Genomic DNA, 18,301 nt, shown 5'->3' with positions numbered 1-18,301 from the left:
CGAGTCTCGCTACACTTGCAAAGGTTAGGCAACCCTATCTCAATGGAGTAGGCTGCCGCCGGGCAGTACCGAATCCGTCCGGGACGGGCGGCGAGCAAGGAGTGATCGGCAGATGGAGAAAGCACCCGCAGGCGGCGCCGGGATCGACCGCGCCGAGATCCGCGCCGCGATCGCCCGTCACCTCGATCTCACCCCCGATGCTGTCGCCGAGGCCGACGATCTGATCCAGCTCGGCCTCGACTCCATTCGCACGATGAAGCTCGCCGGCGCCTGGCGCAAACGCGGCATCGCCGTGAACTTCGCTCTGCTGGCCGCCCACCCCACCGTCGACGCCTGGTACGCCCTCCTCAACGGCGCCGACCCCGATGACCTCGCGGCAAGCGACGGTAGGTCGATGGTGGCCGACCAAGCCGCCGATGACGCCGCTCTCGAACCGGGTGAGCCCGGTTCGGCCGACTCCGCCACGCCGGTCGACAACCCGGCTGGATCGGGAGGTTTCGACAACTTCGGTTCTGCCGCAGACGAATCCGTGATCGTTCCCGACGACGGGACGCCGTTCGCCCTCGCGCCTATGCAGCACGCGTATTGGATCGGGCGGTCCGATGCGCAGGAGCTCGGCGGTGTCGCGGCGCATCTCTACGTCGAATTCGACGGTGCCGATGTGTATCCGGAGCGGCTCGAGCGGGCTGTCGAACAACTGCTGTCGCGCCATCCCATGCTGCGCACCCGGTTCCTGCCCGACGGCACCCAGCAGACTCTCGACCGGCCCGGCCGCGCGGTGTTCGGCGTGACCGATCTGCGCGAGGCGTCCGCCGACGAGGCCGAGCAGCGGCTCGCGGAGCTGCGCGGGGCGCGCACGCACCAGCGGATGGCGGTGGAGGACGGGCAGGTGATCGATATCGCGCTCACCCGCCTCGCCGACGGGCGCACCCGCCTGCACCTGGATGTCGATATGCTCGCCGCCGACGCGATGAGCTACCGCATCCTCATCACCGACCTCGCCCGGCTCTACCACGGCGAACCACTGCCGCCGCAGGACTACACCTTCCGTCAGTACCTGGCCGAGCACCGGCGCGACGGCGCCGCGACCCAGGTTTCGGACAATGCCGCAGCGCAGCAGCAGGACACCGCCGCCGGTCTCCCGAGCGCCCTCGCCGATGAGCGGGCCCGTGATCGTGCCTGGTGGCAGGACCGCCTGAGCGAGCTGCCGGGTGCGCCGGAACTGCCGCTGGCCCAGCATATCTCGGAGCCCAACCGCACCATCCGTCTGCACCGCTGGCTTTCCCCGCAGGCCAAAGCGCAGGTCTTCGACGCGGCCCACGCCCGGGGGATCACCCCGGCGATGGCGCTGGCCTCGGTGTTCGCCGAAACCATCGGCGGCTGGTCGGCCCAGCGCCGCTTTCTGCTGAATCTGCCCCTGTTCCACCGTGAACCGGTGCACCCGCAGGTCGACGGCGTCGTCGGCGACTTCACCTCCTCGGTCCTGCTGGAAGTCGACGTCACCGAGCCGGCCACTGTCGCCGATCGTGCGCGCGCGCTCCAGCAGCGCCTCCACGAAGCGGGCGCGCACTCCGCGTACTCGGGCCTGGAAGTCCTGCGCGACCTCGGGCGTCATCGCGGCGAACCGGTGCTGGCTCCCATCGTGTACACCAGCGCCCTCAATCTCGGCGAACTCTTCCCCGACATCGTCACCGACACCTTCGGCGACCCCGTCTGGATCATCTCCCAGGGCCCGCAGGTCCTGCTCGACGCCCAGATCACCGAGGTCCGCGGGGGTCTGCTGCTGAACTGGGACATCCGCGAAACCGCCTTCCCCCCAGGCATGGTCGACGCCATGTTCGCCCGCTACATCGAAGCGATCGAACGCCTCGGTGGCCGACCTTCCGAGCTCGCCGAGGCATCGGCGAATTCGTCGGATGCAGGCAGTGCGCAGCCGAAGGCAGTCGAGGCCGCGCCGACCGAGGTGAGCTCGGCGACGTCGCCCGTGGTGCCCGCTGACGGGGCTGCGGTTTCGGTCGGACGCACTAGGTTTGCCGGGGGAGCGGGATGGCAGGCCGAAGCCGGAGTGCGGATTCCGTTGGAGCAGGCCGCTACTCGGGCGCGCGTCAACGCCACCGCGGGGCCGGTGAGTGGCGGGCTGCTGCATACCGGCTTCTTCGCGAACGCGGCGACGACTCCGTCCGCGCCCGCGGTGCTCTGGGAGCCCGCCGGGCAGCTGACCTATGGCGAGCTGGCGGCCGACGCGCTGGCGGTGGCCGGTGCGCTCCGGGAAGCCGGTGTGGCGCCAGGTGATTCGGTCGCGGTGCAGCTTCCGAAGGGTCCCGACCAGATCGTCGCGGTGCTCGGTGTGCTCGCGGCGGGTGCGGTGTACGTGCCGATCGGGTTCGATCAGCCTGCCGCTCGTCGCGCCGAAATCCTCAGCACCGCAGACGCTGTCGCCGTGCTCACGGTCGGCGGTACGCAGATTCCCGACGTGCGCGCGATCGACCTCGCCGAGGCTCGCGCGCACGCGGAACCGTTTGCGCGCCCCGTCTTCGGCGATCCGGAGAACATCGCCTACGTGCTGTTCACCTCCGGCTCCACCGGCAAGCCCAAGGGCGTCGAGGTGCCGCATCGCGCCGCGATGAACACCATCGACGACCTCAACGAGCGATTCGACCTCGGCCCCGCCGACCGGGCGCTGGCCCTCTCGGCCCTCGAATTCGACCTCTCCGTCTACGATATCTTCGGCCTGCTCGCCGTCGGTGGCGCGGTGGTCACCGTCGACGACGCGCAGCGCAGCGACCCTGCGGTCTGGGTCGAACTCGTTCGCCGCCAGCAGATTTCGCTGCTCAACTGCGTCCCGAGCCTGCTCGACATGCTGCTCACCGCCGCGCCGGGGTCGTCGCAGCTCGCCGACCTCCGCACCGGGTCCGCTACCGCCACGCTGACCGAGCCCCTTGCCTCACTTCGCACGGTGATCCTCGGCGGCGACTGGGTTGACGTCGCCCTCCCCGCACGTCTCGCCGCGGTGGCCCCGAACAGCCGTTTCGCCGGTCTCGGCGGCGCCACCGAAACCGCGATCCACTCCACCATCTGCGAGGTCGTGGACGCCCAGGTCCCTGTCGAATGGGCTGCCGTCCCCTACGGCACCCCGTTGCGCAACGTGCAGTGCCGCGTCGTCGGCCCGGCGGGCAACGACTGCCCCGATTGGGTGAGCGGCGAACTCTGGATCGGTGGCGACGGCGTGGCCGCCGGCTACCGCAACGACCCGGAGCGCACCGCCGACCGTTTCGTCGCCCACGAGGGTCTGCGCTGGTACCGCACCGGTGACCTGGCCCGCTACCTGCCCGACGGCGGTCTGGAATTCCTCGGCCGCGCCGACCATCAGGTCAAGATCCGTGGCTACCGCGTCGAACTCGGTGAGGTGGAGAGCGCCCTGCGCTCGGTCCCCGGTGTCCGCCACGCCGTGGCCGCGGTGGTCGGGACGGCGGCGCCGAAGCTGGTCGCCCTGGTGGTGCCGAGCCCGGGCGAAACCCTGCACGTCGAGGCGGTGCTCGCCGCGACCGCTGAGCTCGTCCCGTCCTACATGGTGCCGACGCGCCTGGAACTGCTCCCCGAACTGCCCCTCACCCCGAACGCCAAGCCGGACCGCAAGGCCATCCGCGCGGTGCTCGAAAAGCACGAGGGCGCAGACGAATTCGTCGAGCCGCGAACCGATCTCGAACGGGCGCTCGTCGCGGTCGTCGCGGAGGTGCTCGCCACCGAGCGCATCGGCGTCACCGACGACTTCTTCGCCCTCGGCGGCGATTCGGTGCTCGCCACCACCGCCGTGGCCCGCATCCGCGAATGGCTCGACGCCCCCGACACCGTCGTGGCCGACCTGTTCACCGCCCGCACCATCGAGGGGCTCGCGGCGCGCATGTCGGACCGGGAAAAGGACTCCGGCGACGCGGGCCGACTCGAACTGGTCGCCGCGATGTATCTCGAAGTCGCCGCGATGACCGACGAAGAGGTCCTGGCCCAGTCGTGACGAGGGCAGACGCGAACTACGCACCGGCTCTTGCCGATTCGCGCATTTCCCCTGCGTCGCTAGACTTCCGCCAGTGAGTAAGTGGACTGTCGCCGACCTGCCCGACCAGAGCGGTCGCACGATCATCGTCACCGGTGCCAACAGTGGTCTCGGCGCCGCCACCGCGCGGGCGCTGGCGGCAGCGGGTGCGCGAGTGGTCCTGGCCTGTCGCGATACGGCCAAGGCCGAGCGGGTAGCCGCGGGGATGCGCGGCGAGACCGAAGTCCGTGAACTCGACCTGGCGAACCTGAATTCGGTGCGCGCCTTCACTGATTCGATCGAACGCGTCGACGTGCTGATCAACAACGCGGGTGTGATGGCGCTACCGCTGCGCCGCACCGCCGACGGTTTCGAGATGCAGTTCGGCACCAACCATCTCGGTCACTTCGCGCTCACCAACCTGCTGCTCGACCGCATCACCGATCGGGTGGTGACGGTGTCGAGCGTGGCGCACCGCATCGGCAAGATCGATCTGGCCGACCCCAACTGGGAGCAGCGCCACTACGACCGATGGCTCGCCTACGGCCAATCCAAGCTGGCCAACCTGATGTTCGCGTTCGAGCTGCAGCGTCGCCTGGCCGGTGAGGGCGCCGCGGTGATCTCGGTGGCCGCCCACCCCGGTTACGCCGCGACCGAACTCATGTCGCACACCGAGACCGTCCAGGACGCGGTCATGTGGCTGGGCAATCGCATGCTCGCCCAGGACGCCCACCAGGGCGCGCTGCCCACGCTGTTCGCCGCCACCGCCGCGGTGAAGGCGGGCACGTTCTACGGCCCCGACGGTTTCCTCGGCCTGCGCGGCAACCCCGCCCGTGCGGGCAGCGCGCCCACGGCGCGCAATCGCAAGGTCGCGGCCGAACTGTGGGAGCTCTCCGAGAAGCTCTGTGGCCTGATCTGATTGCGTGATAGACGTCACACGACGTCACACCGTGAACGGCTACCTCGTCGTCCTTGTGAACCCCACGACGAAGGAGTCATCATGGAAGCGCGCTTCAACCTCTACGGCAACGCCATCGCCGCGAGCTTCAGCAAGCGAATGATCATGGCGGGCAAGGTCATCGACGATTCGCCGCTGCCCAAGTCCACTTATGAACTGGTGAAGATCCGGGCCTCGCAGATCAACGGGTGCAGCTACTGCGTCGACATGCACACCAAGGACGCCGCCCACGCCGGTGAGTCCGCGGTGCGGATCAACCTGGTCGCCGCCTGGCGAGAGGCCAATGTCTTCACCGAGCCGGAACGGGCCGCCCTCGCCCTCACCGAGGAAGCGACCCGCACCGCCGACGGCGGCCACGTCAGCGACGACACCTTCGCCCAGGTCCGCAAGCACTACGACGACGACCAGATCGCCGCCCTGATCGGTGCCATCGCGATCATCAACGCCTGGAACCGTCTCAACGCCATCGCCCACACTCCCGCCGGTGACTACGTCCCCGGTCAGTGGAGCTGATCAACGGAATCGGTGCCCGTGCTCGGCCGCCCACTGCGCGAAGGTGCGCGCGGGTCGGCCGAGCACCTGCTCCACCGTCGGGTCGACCGTGTACGACTCGGGACTGTGATGCGCCGCACGCCCGCGTCGACCGCCTTGCCGATCAGCTCGGCGCCGACGTCGGCGAGTCCGTTGGTCACCGTCATGTGCAGTCGATGACTTTCTCGTCGGCGCGGGCGGGTGCCGCGATGTGACGGTCCACACTCCCGGCAACCGTGGCAGGCCTTTCGACGTTTTACCGGTGGTACAGTCCATCCCATGCAGCGCGCATATTTCTGGTTTAGCTATCCGGCCCTGGGTGGGCCGGTCTGCGACCCTGCGCGCTGACTTCCTCCACCTCGAGCCGGATAACGCCCGGCTCGACGGTAGCGATTTCCGTGGGTCGGCCTCTTAACGCAAAGGACCCACATCTCATGACCACCGCAGCCGATGTCGACTCGCGGCATTCTGATCTCGACGACCAGCGCACCCTCAGCGTGAGCCCGCTGCGCTCGCCCGCCGAGGTCCGCATGGTTCACCAGATCACCGATGCCCTCGCCGACACCGTACGTTCGGGCCGCAAGGCCACCGTCGACGTGCTCAACGGCGACGACGACCGCCTCATGGTGATCGTCGGCCCGTGCTCGGTGCACGACCCCGCCGCCGCGCTGGAATACGCTCGCAAGCTGGCCGAGAAGGCCGCCGAGCTCAGCGACCGGCTGCACATCGTGATGCGCGTGTACTTCGAGAAGCCGCGCACCACGCTGGGCTGGAAGGGTCTGATCAACGATCCGCACCTGGACGGCTCGTTCGACGTGAACACCGGCCTCGGCATCGGCCGCAAGGTGCTCGTCGACATCACCGCCCTCGGCCTGCCGGTCGCGTGCGAGTTCCTCGACCCCATCACCCCGCAGTACATCGCCGACCTGGTCTCCTACGGCGCGATCGGTGCTCGCACCGCCGCGAGCCAGGTGCACCGGCAGCTGTCCTCGGCGCTGTCGATGCCGGTGGGCATCAAGAACGGCACCGACGGTGACGTGCAGGTCGCGGTCGACGGTGTGCGCGCCGCCGCCGCCAGCCACGTCTTCCCCGGCACCGACCTCGACGGCCGCTCCGCGCTGATCCGCACCTCGGGCAACCCCGACTGCCACGTCATCCTGCGCGGCGGCAGCAACGGCACCAACTTCGACGCCGCCTCCTGCGCCGAGGCCAAGCTGCGGCTGGAGAAGTCGTCGCTGGCTCAGCGCCTGGTCGTCGACGCCAGCCACGGCAACAGCAACAAGGACCACAACAAGCAGGTCGACGTCGTCACCGACATCGCCGACCGGATCGCCGCGGGCGAGCAGGGCGTGGTCGGCGTGATGCTGGAGTCGTTCCTCGTGGCGGGCCGCCAGGATCTGACCCTCGGCAAGGCCGACGATCTGACCTACGGCCAGTCCATCACCGACGCGTGCATCGACTGGAACACCACCGCCACCCAGCTCGACCGGTTGGCAGACGCCGTGGCCGCGCGCCGGGGCTAGTTCTTCGATCGACAGTGCGGGCCTCGGATTCCGGGGCCCGCACTGCTGTGTCTACTGGTTCTGCACCGCGAGTCGCCCCGCGAGAGCGACGAAGGAGACGCCGAACACCCGCCGCATCCACCGGACCACCACCGGGCGCGACAGCACATAGGTGCGCATCGCGGCGGCGACGGCTCCGTAACCCGCGAACACTACGAACGTGACCAGCATGAACAACCCACTGAGCTCGAGCATGCGGCCCAGCGCGTTCGGCGCGCCGGTCGGCACGAACTGTGGCAGGAACGCGAAGAAGAAGATCGTCACCTTCGGGTTCAGGATATTCAGCAGCACCGCCGAGGTGACGACCTGTCGCGCCGAAGGCTCCACCTCGGTGCTTTCCGCCGGAATCGCGAGCGCGCCCTTGTCCCGCAACGTATTCCACGCCATGTAGAGCAGATACGCGACACCGAGATACTTCAAGGTCTGGAACGCGACCGCGCTGGTGTTCAACAGCGCGGCCAGCCCCGTGATCGCCGCGAGCATGTGCGGAACGATCGCCACTGTGCACCCGAAAGCGGCGATCACGCTCGCCTTCGTTCCCCGGGAAAGCCCGGCCGCGAGCGTGAAAAGGGCGCCCGTCCCCGGCGTGGCGACGATGACAAGCGTGGTCAACGCGAACTCGATGCTCATCTCCCGCAGCGTAACTGCCGATCGACCGCCGGGAAATACCCCGCGGCGTCGGTTCGTCACGGGGCCGTCGTACCGTGTCGCACCCCGATGACACGGTCGGCCGCGTGATGACGGGTCGTCGGGCGGTGGAAGCGCCGGGCCGGCGGAGCGGCAGACTGGTCGGTGATGAAGCTTCCCGAACTTCCCGACCTTCCGGTGCGACCGGAGCTGGAGCGGATCACCGCGACGTTGGCCGATCGCGGGGTCGCGGTGCTGGTCGCGCCGCCGGGTACCGGTAAGACCACGTTGGTGCCGTTGGCGCTGGCGGCGGGGTCGTCGGGGCGCATCGTGGTGGCGGAGCCTCGGCGGTTGGCGGCGCGGGCGGCGGCTGCGCGGATGGCGGCGTTGTTGGGGGAGCGGGTGGGGGAGACCGTGGGGTACGCGGTGCGGGGGGATCGGAAGGTGGGGGCACGGACGCGGGTCGAGGTGGTGACCTCGGGGTTGCTGGTGCGGCGGTTGCAGCAGGATCCGGAGTTGGGCGGGGTGGGGACGGTGGTGCTCGACGAGTGTCACGAGCGGCATCTGGACGCGGATCTGTTGTTGGCGCTGTTGCTCGACGCGCGGTCGGGATTGCGGCCGGATCTGCGGGTACTCGCCACTTCGGCGACCGTCGCGGCTGATCGGCTCGCGGTCCTGCTCGGCGGGGACGAGGAGCCCGCGCCGGTGGTCGAGGTTCGTGGGCGCGCGTATCCCGTGGAGATCGGGTACGTGCCGTCGCTGCCGCGTGAGCGGATCGAGGGGCAGGTGGCGCGGGCGACGCGGGGCGCGCTGGCCGGAACAGACGGTGACATCCTGGTTTTCCTGCCCGGCGTCGGCGAGATCAACCGGACGGCGGGATTGCTGCGTGACCTCGACGGGGTCGATGTGGTCCCACTGCACGGCAGGCTCGCCGGCGCTGCCCAAGACCTCGCGCTGCGGCCGGGCTCGCGGCGGCGCGTCGTCTTGTCCACCGCGGTAGCCGAATCCAGCCTCACCGTCCCTGGCGTGCGCGCGGTCGTCGACTCCGGCCTGTCCCGCGTCTCCCGCGTCGATCACCGCCGTGGCCTGTCCGGCCTTGCGACAGTGCGTGTTTCGGCCGCGGTCGCCGAACAGCGCGCGGGCCGCGCGGGCCGCGAAGCTCCCGGCCACGCCTGGCGCTGCTGGCCCGAATACGAGCACCAAACCCTGCCCGCCTATCCCGAACCGGAGATCCGTACCGCCGAACTCACCCGGCTCGCACTGGAATTGGCCTGCTGGGGCACACCCGACGGCACCGGCCTCGCCTGGTGGGACGCCCCGCCGGAAGGCGGCCTCGCCGCGGCCCGAACCGTCCTGCACGCACTCGGCGCACTCGATCATTCCGACCACATCACCGCCCGCGGTAAGGCCATGGCTGCCCTCGGCCTGCACCCGCGCCTCGCCCGCGCCCTCCTCGACGGCACCGCCCGAGTCGGCGCGAAAGCCGCCGCCGAAATGGTGGTCCTGATGGACGACGACTCACTCGCCCACACCGTCGACGCCACGGCAGCCCTGCGCACCCTCCGCACCGAACGCCTACCGCGTTGGTCCCGTGAAGTCCAACGCCTGACGCGACTCGTCGCGACCACATCGAGCGATCGTGCCGGCGAGGTCGGGAACGAGAGTGGTGGATCGGGAACGGATGTCGCGGCCCTGTTGATCGCGTTGGCGCAGCCGGAGCGGTTGGCTCGTCGGCGGTCGAGTGGGTCGTCGACCTATCTCATGGCGGGCGGCACCGCCGTGACACTGCCGCCGGGTTCCGGTCTGGCGGCGGCGGAATGGCTCGCGGTGGCCATCGCCGATCGTGATCCGGGGCGAGCCGAGGGGCGAATTCGCTTGGCGGCCATAGCCGATGAAGACCTCGCCCGGGAAGCGGCGCCTGGGTTGGTGGTCGTGGCCGATGAGGTGCGATGGGACGGCGGGGAGGTGGTGGCTCGCCGGGTGGAGCGGTTGGGCGCGATTCTCCTGTCGGAGAAGGTGATACGTCAGCCGGATCGCGCGTTGGTGGAACAGGCTGTGCGGCAAGGACTTCAGTCGGAAGGTCTCGGTCTGCTGCGGTGGAGCGATGACGCCCGTGGTCTGCGGCAACGGCTGGACTTCCTGCACCGGACCCTCGGCGCACCATGGCCCGCTGTCGACGACGACACGCTCCTCGCCGACCTCGACACCTGGCTCGGCCCCGAACTGTCCACTGCCCGACGCCGTTCCGACCTCGCCCGCATCGACGCGGGCGCCGCGCTACGCCGTCTGCTCCCGTGGCCCACCGCCGCCCGCCTCGACGAGCTGGCCCCCGAACGCCTGGAAGTCCCTTCCGGCAGCCGAGTCCGCCTCGACTACTCCACCGACCAGCCCGTTCTCGCGGTCAAAGTCCAGGAGATCTTCGGCTGGACCGACCCGCCCACCCTCGCCGACGGCCGCGCCCCCATCCTGCTGCACCTGCTCTCACCGGCCCAGCGCCCCGTCGCCGTCACCGCGGACCTGGCCTCCTTCTGGAAGAACGGCTGGCCCCAGGTCCGCGCCGACCTGCGCGGGCGCTACCCCAAGCACGCCTGGCCCGAAGACCCCACCACCGTCGTCGCCCACCGCGGTACCGCTCGCCGAGCCACCCGCCCGAACTGACTTCGATCGTCAGGTCAGTGGCGTCGCTCGGGCGGCGAGGAGGGTATCGGTGGTGACGGCGCCGAAGTCGGCCACCCGTCTGCCGGCTCGGCCGGGTCGGTGGGGAGTCGGGCCGCGAGCCACTCGTCGACCCGGGCGCCGCGCTGCACCCCGCCCGAGCGGGCCAGTCCTTCGTAGTGGAAGCCGTTGCGGCGGACGACGGCGGCCGAAGGAATATTGCCGACTATCGCGCGCCAGGTGATCCGGTCCAGCGCGAGACCGTCGGGGGCGAAACCGAAATCGCACACCAGGGTGATGGTGCGTGACATCAGGCCGCGCCCGCGGTGGTCCGGGGTGAGCCAGAAGCCGATCTCGCAGGTGCCAGGCCCGCGCGTGTGCAGGCCGACCATCCCCTCGACCTGCCCGTCCTCGGCGGTCCGGATCGCCCAGACCGGCGCATTGCCCGCCCAGCCGGGAGCGACGACGCGGTCGAGGAACTCCTCGGTATCGCCGCGCTGATACGGCACGGGAACAGTGGTCCAGCGCTGCACGTCAGGGTCCTGACAGCACTCCACGATGCGGTCGATATCGGCCCCGGTCGGACGGGTGAGCCAGACGGTGCCGTCGGTGAGCGTGTGCTCGTACATCCGGCCATCTTGACAGTCGGCGCCGAAATTCTCGCCGGATTTTCACGGCCTGCCCGCGCCCGGCGCGGGCGCGGGAAAGGCGACAACCTGTCCCGTCGGTCCGGTCGCCTCGGCGTCGCCCCAGGACTGTCCGACGACGTACAACCGCGGATCCGCGCCTCGGCTGAGGGTGCACGAGAACGCACCACGGTCGAGTCGGACCTGCGCCGACACCTCGCCGCCTTCCCCGACCCGGACACAATGCTGATTGCCCACATCCGCGTACCAGATCTCACCGTCGGCATCGAGGCAGATGCCGTCGGGATGATCGCCCGGGGTCGCCGCCCACACGCGCCGATCGCTCAGCCCACCGTCGGCCGCGATCTCGTAGGCGGTGAGCTGCTCGGCGTAGGACTCGGCCACGATCAGCGTCGAACCGTCGGGAGTGATCGCCATGCCGTTCGGAAACGCGAGTCCGTCGGCCACGCGGCGCACCGCACCGGTGGGCGTGACGCACACGATGAAGCCGGGCACGAACTCCCCGCCGGGGAAATCGAAGCCGATGCTGTTGACATAGGCATTGCCGCGCTCGTCGATGACGATGTCGTTCCACGGCTTGTCCGACACGGGCGAGAGGTCGGCGTAGGCCACCAGCGACCCGTCGGGGTCGCGCCGAAGCAGCCGCTTGGCGGCGGAGTCGACGATCACCAAGCGTCCATCGGGGAGAAAGTCGATGCACATCGGAAACGACGGAACCTGGGCGACGACCTCTGGGCGGTGATCGTCGTCGAGAACGATCACCTGGTTCGCTCCCCAGTCCGCGAACCACAGTCGTCCGTCGTGCCAGCGCGGTGACTCGCCGAACACGATTCCCTCCAGCACGATCTCAGGTGTACTCATCAGCGTCCTCCGTAGTCGGCAGTAGTAGTACAGACGAGATGAAGTGTGCGAAATCACCGGTGTCCGACCCGTGAGGCCGGGCGCGGTGGGGTACTCCGTAGGATCTTCCTCGATGGTTTCCCCGTTTCTCGCAGACCTGTTCGAATCGCATCGAACGCACTTGCTTTCGGTCGCCTACCGGCTCACCGGAAGCGTCGGCGACGCCGAGGACGCGGTCCAGGAGAGCTGGCTACGCATGGCCGGGGTGCACCAGTCCGAGATCGACGATCTGCGCGCCTGGCTCACGACGGTGGTCAGCCGAATCTGCCTCGACCACTTGCGAAGTGCCGCGGTGCGCCGCGAAACCTATGTGGGGCAATGGCTTCCGGAGCCGATCGTGTCGGCGGCCATGTCGTCACGCACCTCGGATCCCCTGGATGTCGTGGTCCGCGATCAGGACAGCCGGATGGCGGCGATGGTGGTGCTCGACGCGTTGACGCCGCAGCAGCGGGTCGCGTTGGTGCTGCACGAGGGACTCGGCGTGCCGTTCGACGAGATCGCCGAGACCCTCGGCGTCTCCGCCGATGCCGCGAGGCAGTTGGCGGTGCGTGCGCGCGGCGCGGTGGCGAGGGCGCCGGAACCGGTCACCGACGAGGTGCACGATCAGGCGGTGCAACGGTTCCTGGCCGCGCTGGCCACCGGCGATGTCGCCGCGGTCGCCGCCACGCTGCACCCGGACACGACCTTCACGGCCGATGCCGGCGGCACCACCGAGACGGCACTGAATATCGTTGCCGGACAGGACAAGGTCGCCCGGCTGGCACTCGGCCTGTGGCGCAAACACCAGGAAGAATCCGACCTGGACATGACCGCGGCCGCGGTGAACGGGCAATCGGGCTTGGTATTCACCGACCCGAACTCACCGTTCGGGCGCCCGGTGCGGGTGCTCGGATTCTCGGTACGAGACGGAAAAATTTGGGCGACTTACGATTTCGCCAACGTGGTGAAACTATCCGGCGCCCGTCCCCGCTGACCCCGCAGCGCCGTAAAAGCCTGCGGGGGTCAGCGGTTCGCTTCACAGCGCCGGGCTGATCTGCACGCGACGCGGACTACATCGCATCGCATCGCTGAGGGTTAGGGGTAGGTGGAGCCCCAGTTGTGATCGCCGGTAGACGATCCGAGGTTGAAGTCCCCGGTCGAGGAACCCATGTTGTTGTCCGGCGTCGCCGAACCCGTGAACCAGTCGACGATCGGACTGGCGACGTGGTCGTGGATGAATCGCAGGGCCGAACCGGCTACCTCCGACGCAGCCGGTTGCAGGATGAAGTCGAGCAGAGGTGAGGCCATGTGAGCCCCTTTCGATATACCACCACGCAGTGGTGTGTGAGGTAGAACACGGCGAGGCTAGCTGAGGTTGGGGAAACGCACAATAGTGCAGGTCAACACGGGAAAACGTTTGTGAAACATGCGTGTTCGCTATCGTTCGGCAACGTGATGGATTAGTGGGATACGCTGCGAAGATGCCGCCTGTGCCGCCCACCGTCGCCCGCCTGCGCCCCTTCGGATCGACCATCTTCGCCGAGATGACCGAGCTGGCAGTCCGCCACGACGCGGTGAATCTGGGCCAAGGCTTTCCCGATACCGACGGGCCGGTGGGCATGCTCGACGTCGCGCGCGCGGCCATCGCCGACGGGCTCAATCAGTACCCGCCCGGCCGCGGAATGCCGGTGCTGCGCCAGGCGATCGCGGACGACCGAGCCCGCCGCTACGGCACCGCCTACGACCCGGCCACCGAAATCCTGGTGACCGTCGGCGCGACCGAGGCGATCAGTGCCGCCGTGCTCGGTCTGGTGGAGCCCGGCCAGGAGGTGGTGCTGATCGAGCCGTACTACGACTCCTACGCCGCCGCGATCGCCCTCGCCGGTGCGCGGCGACGGACGGCTCGACTGGTGCCCGACGGCGACCGATTCGTGCTCGACCTGGACAGTCTGCGGGCCGCGATCACACCGAAAACCCGCATGCTGGTGGTCAATTCGCCGCACAACCCCACCGGTGCGGTGCTCGACCGAGCCGACCTCACCGCGATCGCCGAACTGGCTGTCGAACACGATCTGCTGGTGCTGACCGACGAGGTGTACGAGCATCTCGTCTACGACGGCGCCGAGCACATCAGCATCTCCACGCTGCCCGGTATGCGCGAGCGGACTATCGTGGTGTCCAGCGCGGCGAAGACTTTCAATGTCACCGGCTGGAAGATCGGTTGGGCGTGCGCACCCGCGCCATTGCTCGACGGTGTACTCGCGGCCAAACAGTTCCTCACCTTCGTCGGCGGTGGGCCGTTCCAGCCTGCAGTCGCGCACGCGATCAACGAGGAATCGGACTGGGTACTCGCCCAGCGTGACGGGCTGGGCGACAAGCGAACGCGGCTGTCGGAGGCGTTGCGCGACACCGGTTTCACGGTCTCGGCCAGCGACGGCGGCTACTTCGTCTGCGCCGATATCCGGCCGCTCGGCGCCGAGGACGGACTGGCGTTCTGCCGTGAACTGCCGGCGCGACTCGGCGTCGCCGCCGTGCCCGTCAGCGTCTTCGCCGACCACCCCGCCGACTGGAAACACCTGGTGCGCTTCACCTTCAGCAAACGTGACGAGACGATCGACGAAGGAATCCGCCGACTCCGAACCGGGTAGTCCTCGGTCGCGGACCCGTCACCGACGACGCGAGTCAGTCCCGCGCGTGGCGAGCCAGCGGCGCATGCCACTGATAGTGCCGAGCCAGCAGCCGAAACCCCACCGCCCCCGCAGCGGCGAGTAGTCCCGTCCACGCTTGGTACAGGTCGAACGACAGCAGCGCGGCGGTAGCGGCAGCCCCGAACAGGGCTGGGATCGCGTAGAGGTCTTGGTCCGGGCGTAGGACGGTGGGCACCTCGCCACTGAGCACATCGCGAATCACCCCGCCGCCGATGGCGGTCGTCATCCCGAGCAGGGCGGCGGTGGGTGCTCCGAGCCCCGCCGAGTCGGCGATCACGGTCCCGGTGACGCAGAACAGCCCGAGCCCGATCGCGTCGGCGATTTCGAGCGGCCCCTTGGTGAGACGGCGCGACGGCGCGATGAAGTACAGGACCAGCGCGGTCAGTATCGACGCGGACAGATAGGTGAGGTCGGTGAACGCGGCCGGGGGAGTTCGCCCGATCAACAGGTCACGCACGATGCCGCCGCCGAGCGCGGTCGCGCACGCCATCACCACCATCCCGAACAGATCGAGGCGTTTGCGTACGGCGACCAGCGCTCCTGACGCGGCGAAGGAGATCACTCCCATCATCTCGCCGCCGCGATGCACTGCGGTCACCGCAGAATCCAGTTCCGTGACCGAAGGTCCTGCCGCCAATGTCGTTATCAGCACCCCGACGCTCATGGCACGCTCCTTCCGCCTCGACTGTTCGAGATGCAGCGTGACACATCGGGTAGCTGTCAGGCTTCGTCGAGGGGCCGGTCGTCGGAGGAGAGTGGGCGCCGGTTTCGGTAGCCGACTGTAGACGGATCGTGGGGGTCGCGGCTGTGGCTGCCGAAGGCTTCGATGAAGGACCTGTCCACGTCGACCGGTCGAAGCCCCTTCGATAATGCGTATGTCACCGTCGCCGCCCGTAGGGCGTAGCCGAGAAGCCTCGAAGGTTCGGGCAGGTCGTGGATCTCCCGGAGTCGAGGCGTGCAGAGCGCGGCGATCAGATCGATCGCGTATCGGCGCAGAGGTCGGGGCAGAATCTGTTCGCCGAAGGTGTCGATGAGTGAGTGGGCGACTTCGCGTCCCTCGAAGCTCGGTTCGAATTCGCGCGTCTCATACGAGATTCGCCATCGCTCGAGTTCGTTTCGGGACCGGGGAATGTGCTGTATTCCCTGTAGCCGAGCCACGGTTCGCCAGAATTGCCACTGTGCTTCCAGCTCTTTCCGGGTAAAGGGTGAGCGCCCGAGTTGAGAAGTGATGCGGTGCGGATCGAGCGCCAGCGTCGCCAAGGTGTACAGCGAGTCCTCGTTGCGCAGTGGGAAATGCGCGTGAATATCGTTGAGTCGGTTGATCCACGCGCGACCGATGGGGCTATCGGGACCATGGTCGAGCAGCTGACCGAAGAACACCAGCGTGTCGGCGTTGCGTTCGGTCGGTGATTGCATGATGTCGCCCGTTCCGCGACGGTAGAGCGTTCTGGCCATGGTCGGAACCGCCACCTGCTCCATGAACGCGACGGTGAACAGCGCGTAGGTCAGTGCGGTGTTGCCGTGCAGCACCACGAGTGAGAGCCGGGTGATCTCGTCGGCGCCGTCGCTGAGGCCGAGTCCGCGGATACGGCGGATGACGCTGGAACCTGGGCGCAGTCTCATCGTGTCGGCTCGATTCGCAGGACGGTGCGATCTTCGAGATCCACCGAGACAAGGGCACATCCACGGTCGTCGGCGGTAACCGTCGGATCGAGGCCGCCTCGCACCCGATATTCACCATGCGAGATCAGCCGGTCGACCACGAGAGTGGTGCGGAGCGGGCCGGCGCCCGGGCGGAGAATCAGGTCCAGTGCGTGTCCGTCGGTGACGGCCCGGGAAACCGACACCTCGGGATAGGCGGCCTCGGCGAGGCGTGGTCCGGTGCGCCACTGCGCGGGCAGGCCCGCTCCGATCAGATCGCGGTTGGCGGCCGGTCTCGCGAATCGTGCCAGCAGTGAGTACAGGTTGCCCTGGGTGGATAGTCCGGCGTATCGCGCGACTCCGTCTCGCCGAATGACTTTCTGCATACTGTCGACGTAGGCGAAGGCGCTGTCGGCCACTTCGTCGTCGCCGATCTCTCGCGCGGCCAGCGACAGGAACGTCTGGGCGAACGCGTCACTTCCCAGGGTGTAATTACCGACGTCGCATCTGTTGGCTACGGTTTTCGGTAGGAGATAGCGTTCGCCGTCGTGGACGAGGGAGTCACGTTTCAGCAGCCACCATGCGCGCTCCGCGTGGGCGGGAAGGCAGGCGTTCATCCAGTAGGTGGTCGGCAGGCTGACCCCTTCACTCGCCCAGATATTCCAGGAGAGTCCGAGGGTCTCGTTGCGTACTCCGATGAGCCGACCGTCGGGGCGTTGGAACTCGTTTTCGAAAGCCCCATCGATCGCCTCTTCGAGTTCTCGGAAGTATTCGGTGCCGTGTAGACGATCGTGGAGTACAAGCGTATTCACGCCGAAGGTATTGCACACGGGATAGATCCAGCGAGGTTCGCAGGAGAAGAGGGTGAACGGCGAGCGGCGAAAGTTCCGATGGATCGATGCCGCCAGCGTGTGGAAATCGTGCTGGAATTCCTGAGTGTCCGACCATGTGTAGGTCAGTCCACCCGGCCGGGAGAATCGGTCGTCGCCGAAGCTCTCGTACATCCCGACCGCGACCCCTTGCCAACCGGTCAGCATGACATTGTCGCGGTTGTTCACCGGATCTCGGTTCGGCGAGAATCGCCCCCACGCGTTCTCCGCGGCCCAGTAGCCCCATACCTGCTTGTTGCCCATCTTCACGATGGCCTTCTGCTGTGCTTCATCGAGATAGCCGGAGAACGCCGGCGTATGGGTGTATCGGTACATGGACAGCGCGTAGCCCAGGATGCACAGTTGGTATCGCAGGGCCGCTTCCCGGAACTGGTCGCGACGATCGAAGCCGGTGAATTCGTCCAATGGCTGCAAGGCGAGGTCGATCGCGAATCGTAGGTGAGCGAGATCGTCCGCTGATGCCTCGGAGACGGCGGGATCGGTGGTCGACGGCACCGCTGTTCGGAAGAACTGGACTGATGCCAACTCGTGGTTCAGCGTGCGCGCGGTAGCGCGCTGTCGATACCTGCGCACCGAATACACGACCAGGCTCGATCCGAGTATCGCGGGAACGCTACCGGCGGTCGCCCACGCGCCCGCCACGGAGAGCGGCACGTGGGAATGGCCCAGGGTCGCCTCGACGAGGATTCCGAGCCACACGATGATCGGAGCGATGACCGCACCGATCATCCACCAGATCAGCAAGGAGAGCAGGAAAGCCGAGAGCGCGAAGATCGCGCGGTAGATGTGTCCGGAGGCGAGATGTCCGCCACCGGGAAGCATCAACGCCATCCCCGCGGTGCGCGCGTGGAAGGGCCCGAAAGCGGCCAGGAGCGCGCCTGTACCCCAGATCGCGAGACAGATACTCACGCTGACCGACAGCTTCCGCCGGGTCGCTCGCGGGATGAAGGGGCTCGCCCGAGGGAGCAGGCGGGCGGGCACCCATCGGCCGGTCCGGCCGGCGCGCGTCGCACTCACAGCACCGCTCCTAGCCGACCGTTCACCGTGAGTGTTCGCCGCGCCGTGGGTGGCATCGTCGGCTCCTGCGCAGACCGCGCACCGGTGAATCGGCCCAGCATTCGCAGCAGCGTGAGGGCATAGGTGAGGGTCAGTATCGGGATCGCGCAGCACAAC

The 18,301-nt window shown here is 68.2% G+C and carries 15 protein-coding genes; 7 read left to right on the top strand and 8 right to left on the bottom strand.

Annotated elements, in window-relative coordinates:
* Positions 1–112: 112 nt before the first annotated feature.
* From ASD42_RS19650 to ASD42_RS19640, 3 genes are all read left to right on the top strand, one after another.
* Entirely contained in the window at positions 113–4,012 is a 3,900-nt protein-coding gene (locus ASD42_RS19650) for a non-ribosomal peptide synthetase (RefSeq protein WP_056818671.1), read from the top strand.
* A 73-nt stretch (positions 4,013–4,085) separates the two neighbouring features.
* Positions 4,086–4,949: an oxidoreductase gene (locus ASD42_RS19645; protein ID WP_056818669.1), complete on the top strand. Its 864-nt coding sequence runs from the start codon at positions 4,086–4,088 to the stop codon at positions 4,947–4,949.
* 81 nt (positions 4,950–5,030) lie between these two features.
* Positions 5,031–5,501, top strand: a complete 471-nt coding sequence (locus ASD42_RS19640) for a carboxymuconolactone decarboxylase family protein (protein WP_056818667.1) — start codon at positions 5,031–5,033, stop codon at positions 5,499–5,501.
* Here the strand turns inward: ASD42_RS19640 and ASD42_RS19635 are convergent.
* The gene (locus ASD42_RS19635; RefSeq protein WP_056818665.1) at positions 5,489–5,686 is read right to left on the bottom strand and encodes a hypothetical protein; all 198 of its coding nucleotides are present in this window, start codon (positions 5,684–5,686) and stop codon (positions 5,489–5,491) included. The genes ASD42_RS19640 and ASD42_RS19635 overlap by 13 nt on opposite strands.
* Before the next feature lie 267 nt (positions 5,687–5,953).
* On the opposite strand from ASD42_RS19635, the gene ASD42_RS19630 reads away from it, so the two are divergent.
* Positions 5,954–7,042 carry a 3-deoxy-7-phosphoheptulonate synthase gene (locus ASD42_RS19630; RefSeq protein ID WP_056818663.1) on the top strand — a complete coding sequence of 363 codons (1,089 nt, stop codon included), beginning with the start codon at positions 5,954–5,956 and terminating at the stop codon, positions 7,040–7,042.
* A gap of 51 nt (positions 7,043–7,093) precedes the next feature.
* On the opposite strand, the gene ASD42_RS19625 is transcribed toward ASD42_RS19630, so the two are convergent.
* Complete coding sequence (locus ASD42_RS19625) at positions 7,094–7,711, bottom strand: LysE family translocator (protein WP_056818661.1); 618 nt, start codon at positions 7,709–7,711, stop codon at positions 7,094–7,096.
* 165 nt (positions 7,712–7,876) lie between these two features.
* Here ASD42_RS19625 and hrpB point away from each other — a divergent pair, with 165 nt between their 5' ends.
* A complete protein-coding gene (gene hrpB / locus ASD42_RS19620; protein WP_056818660.1) occupies positions 7,877–10,366 on the top strand; it encodes an ATP-dependent helicase HrpB in 2,490 nt (829 codons plus the stop codon).
* A gap of 14 nt (positions 10,367–10,380) precedes the next feature.
* On the opposite strand, the gene ASD42_RS19615 is transcribed toward hrpB, so the two are convergent.
* On the bottom strand, positions 10,381–10,992 hold the full coding sequence (locus ASD42_RS19615) for a GNAT family N-acetyltransferase (protein WP_056818658.1): 612 nt from the start codon (positions 10,990–10,992) through the stop codon (positions 10,381–10,383).
* A gap of 42 nt (positions 10,993–11,034) precedes the next feature.
* Complete coding sequence (locus ASD42_RS19610; protein ID WP_056818656.1) at positions 11,035–11,871, bottom strand: SMP-30/gluconolactonase/LRE family protein; 837 nt, start codon at positions 11,869–11,871, stop codon at positions 11,035–11,037.
* A 112-nt stretch (positions 11,872–11,983) separates the two neighbouring features.
* On the opposite strand from ASD42_RS19610, the gene sigJ reads away from it, so the two are divergent.
* Complete coding sequence (gene sigJ, locus ASD42_RS19605) at positions 11,984–12,883, top strand: RNA polymerase sigma factor SigJ (protein WP_056818653.1); 900 nt, start codon at positions 11,984–11,986, stop codon at positions 12,881–12,883.
* A 101-nt stretch (positions 12,884–12,984) separates the two neighbouring features.
* Here the strand turns inward: sigJ and ASD42_RS19600 are convergent, their stop codons facing one another.
* A complete protein-coding gene (locus ASD42_RS19600; protein WP_056818652.1) occupies positions 12,985–13,197 on the bottom strand; it encodes a hypothetical protein in 213 nt (70 codons plus the stop codon).
* Between the two features lie 173 nt (positions 13,198–13,370).
* On the opposite strand from ASD42_RS19600, the gene ASD42_RS19595 reads away from it, so the two are divergent.
* A complete protein-coding gene (locus tag ASD42_RS19595; protein WP_056819310.1) occupies positions 13,371–14,537 on the top strand; it encodes a pyridoxal phosphate-dependent aminotransferase in 1,167 nt (388 codons plus the stop codon).
* 34 nt (positions 14,538–14,571) lie between these two features.
* Here the strand turns inward: ASD42_RS19595 and ASD42_RS19590 are convergent, their stop codons facing one another.
* From ASD42_RS19590 to ASD42_RS19580, 3 genes are read right to left on the bottom strand one after another with little or no spacing between them, the layout of a single operon-like run.
* Complete coding sequence (locus tag ASD42_RS19590) at positions 14,572–15,261, bottom strand: trimeric intracellular cation channel family protein (RefSeq protein ID WP_200950477.1); 690 nt, start codon at positions 15,259–15,261, stop codon at positions 14,572–14,574.
* Positions 15,262–15,317: 56 nt separating this feature from the next.
* The gene (locus ASD42_RS19585; RefSeq protein WP_056818650.1) at positions 15,318–16,220 is read right to left on the bottom strand and encodes an oxygenase MpaB family protein; all 903 of its coding nucleotides are present in this window, start codon (positions 16,218–16,220) and stop codon (positions 15,318–15,320) included.
* Positions 16,217–18,145, bottom strand: coding sequence for a linalool dehydratase/isomerase domain-containing protein (locus ASD42_RS19580; protein ID WP_056818648.1), 1,929 nt, complete (start codon positions 18,143–18,145; stop codon positions 16,217–16,219). Before ASD42_RS19580 ends, ASD42_RS19585 begins: the two co-directional genes overlap by 4 nt.
* Positions 18,146–18,301: the final 156 nt, after the last annotated feature.

Origin of the sequence: Nocardia sp. Root136, assembly GCF_001427185.1 — a bacterium.
In the GTDB taxonomy this organism is placed as follows: domain Bacteria; phylum Actinomycetota; class Actinomycetes; order Mycobacteriales; family Mycobacteriaceae; genus Nocardia; species Nocardia salmonicida.
This window is presented reverse-complemented; position numbering and strand designations above follow the sequence as displayed.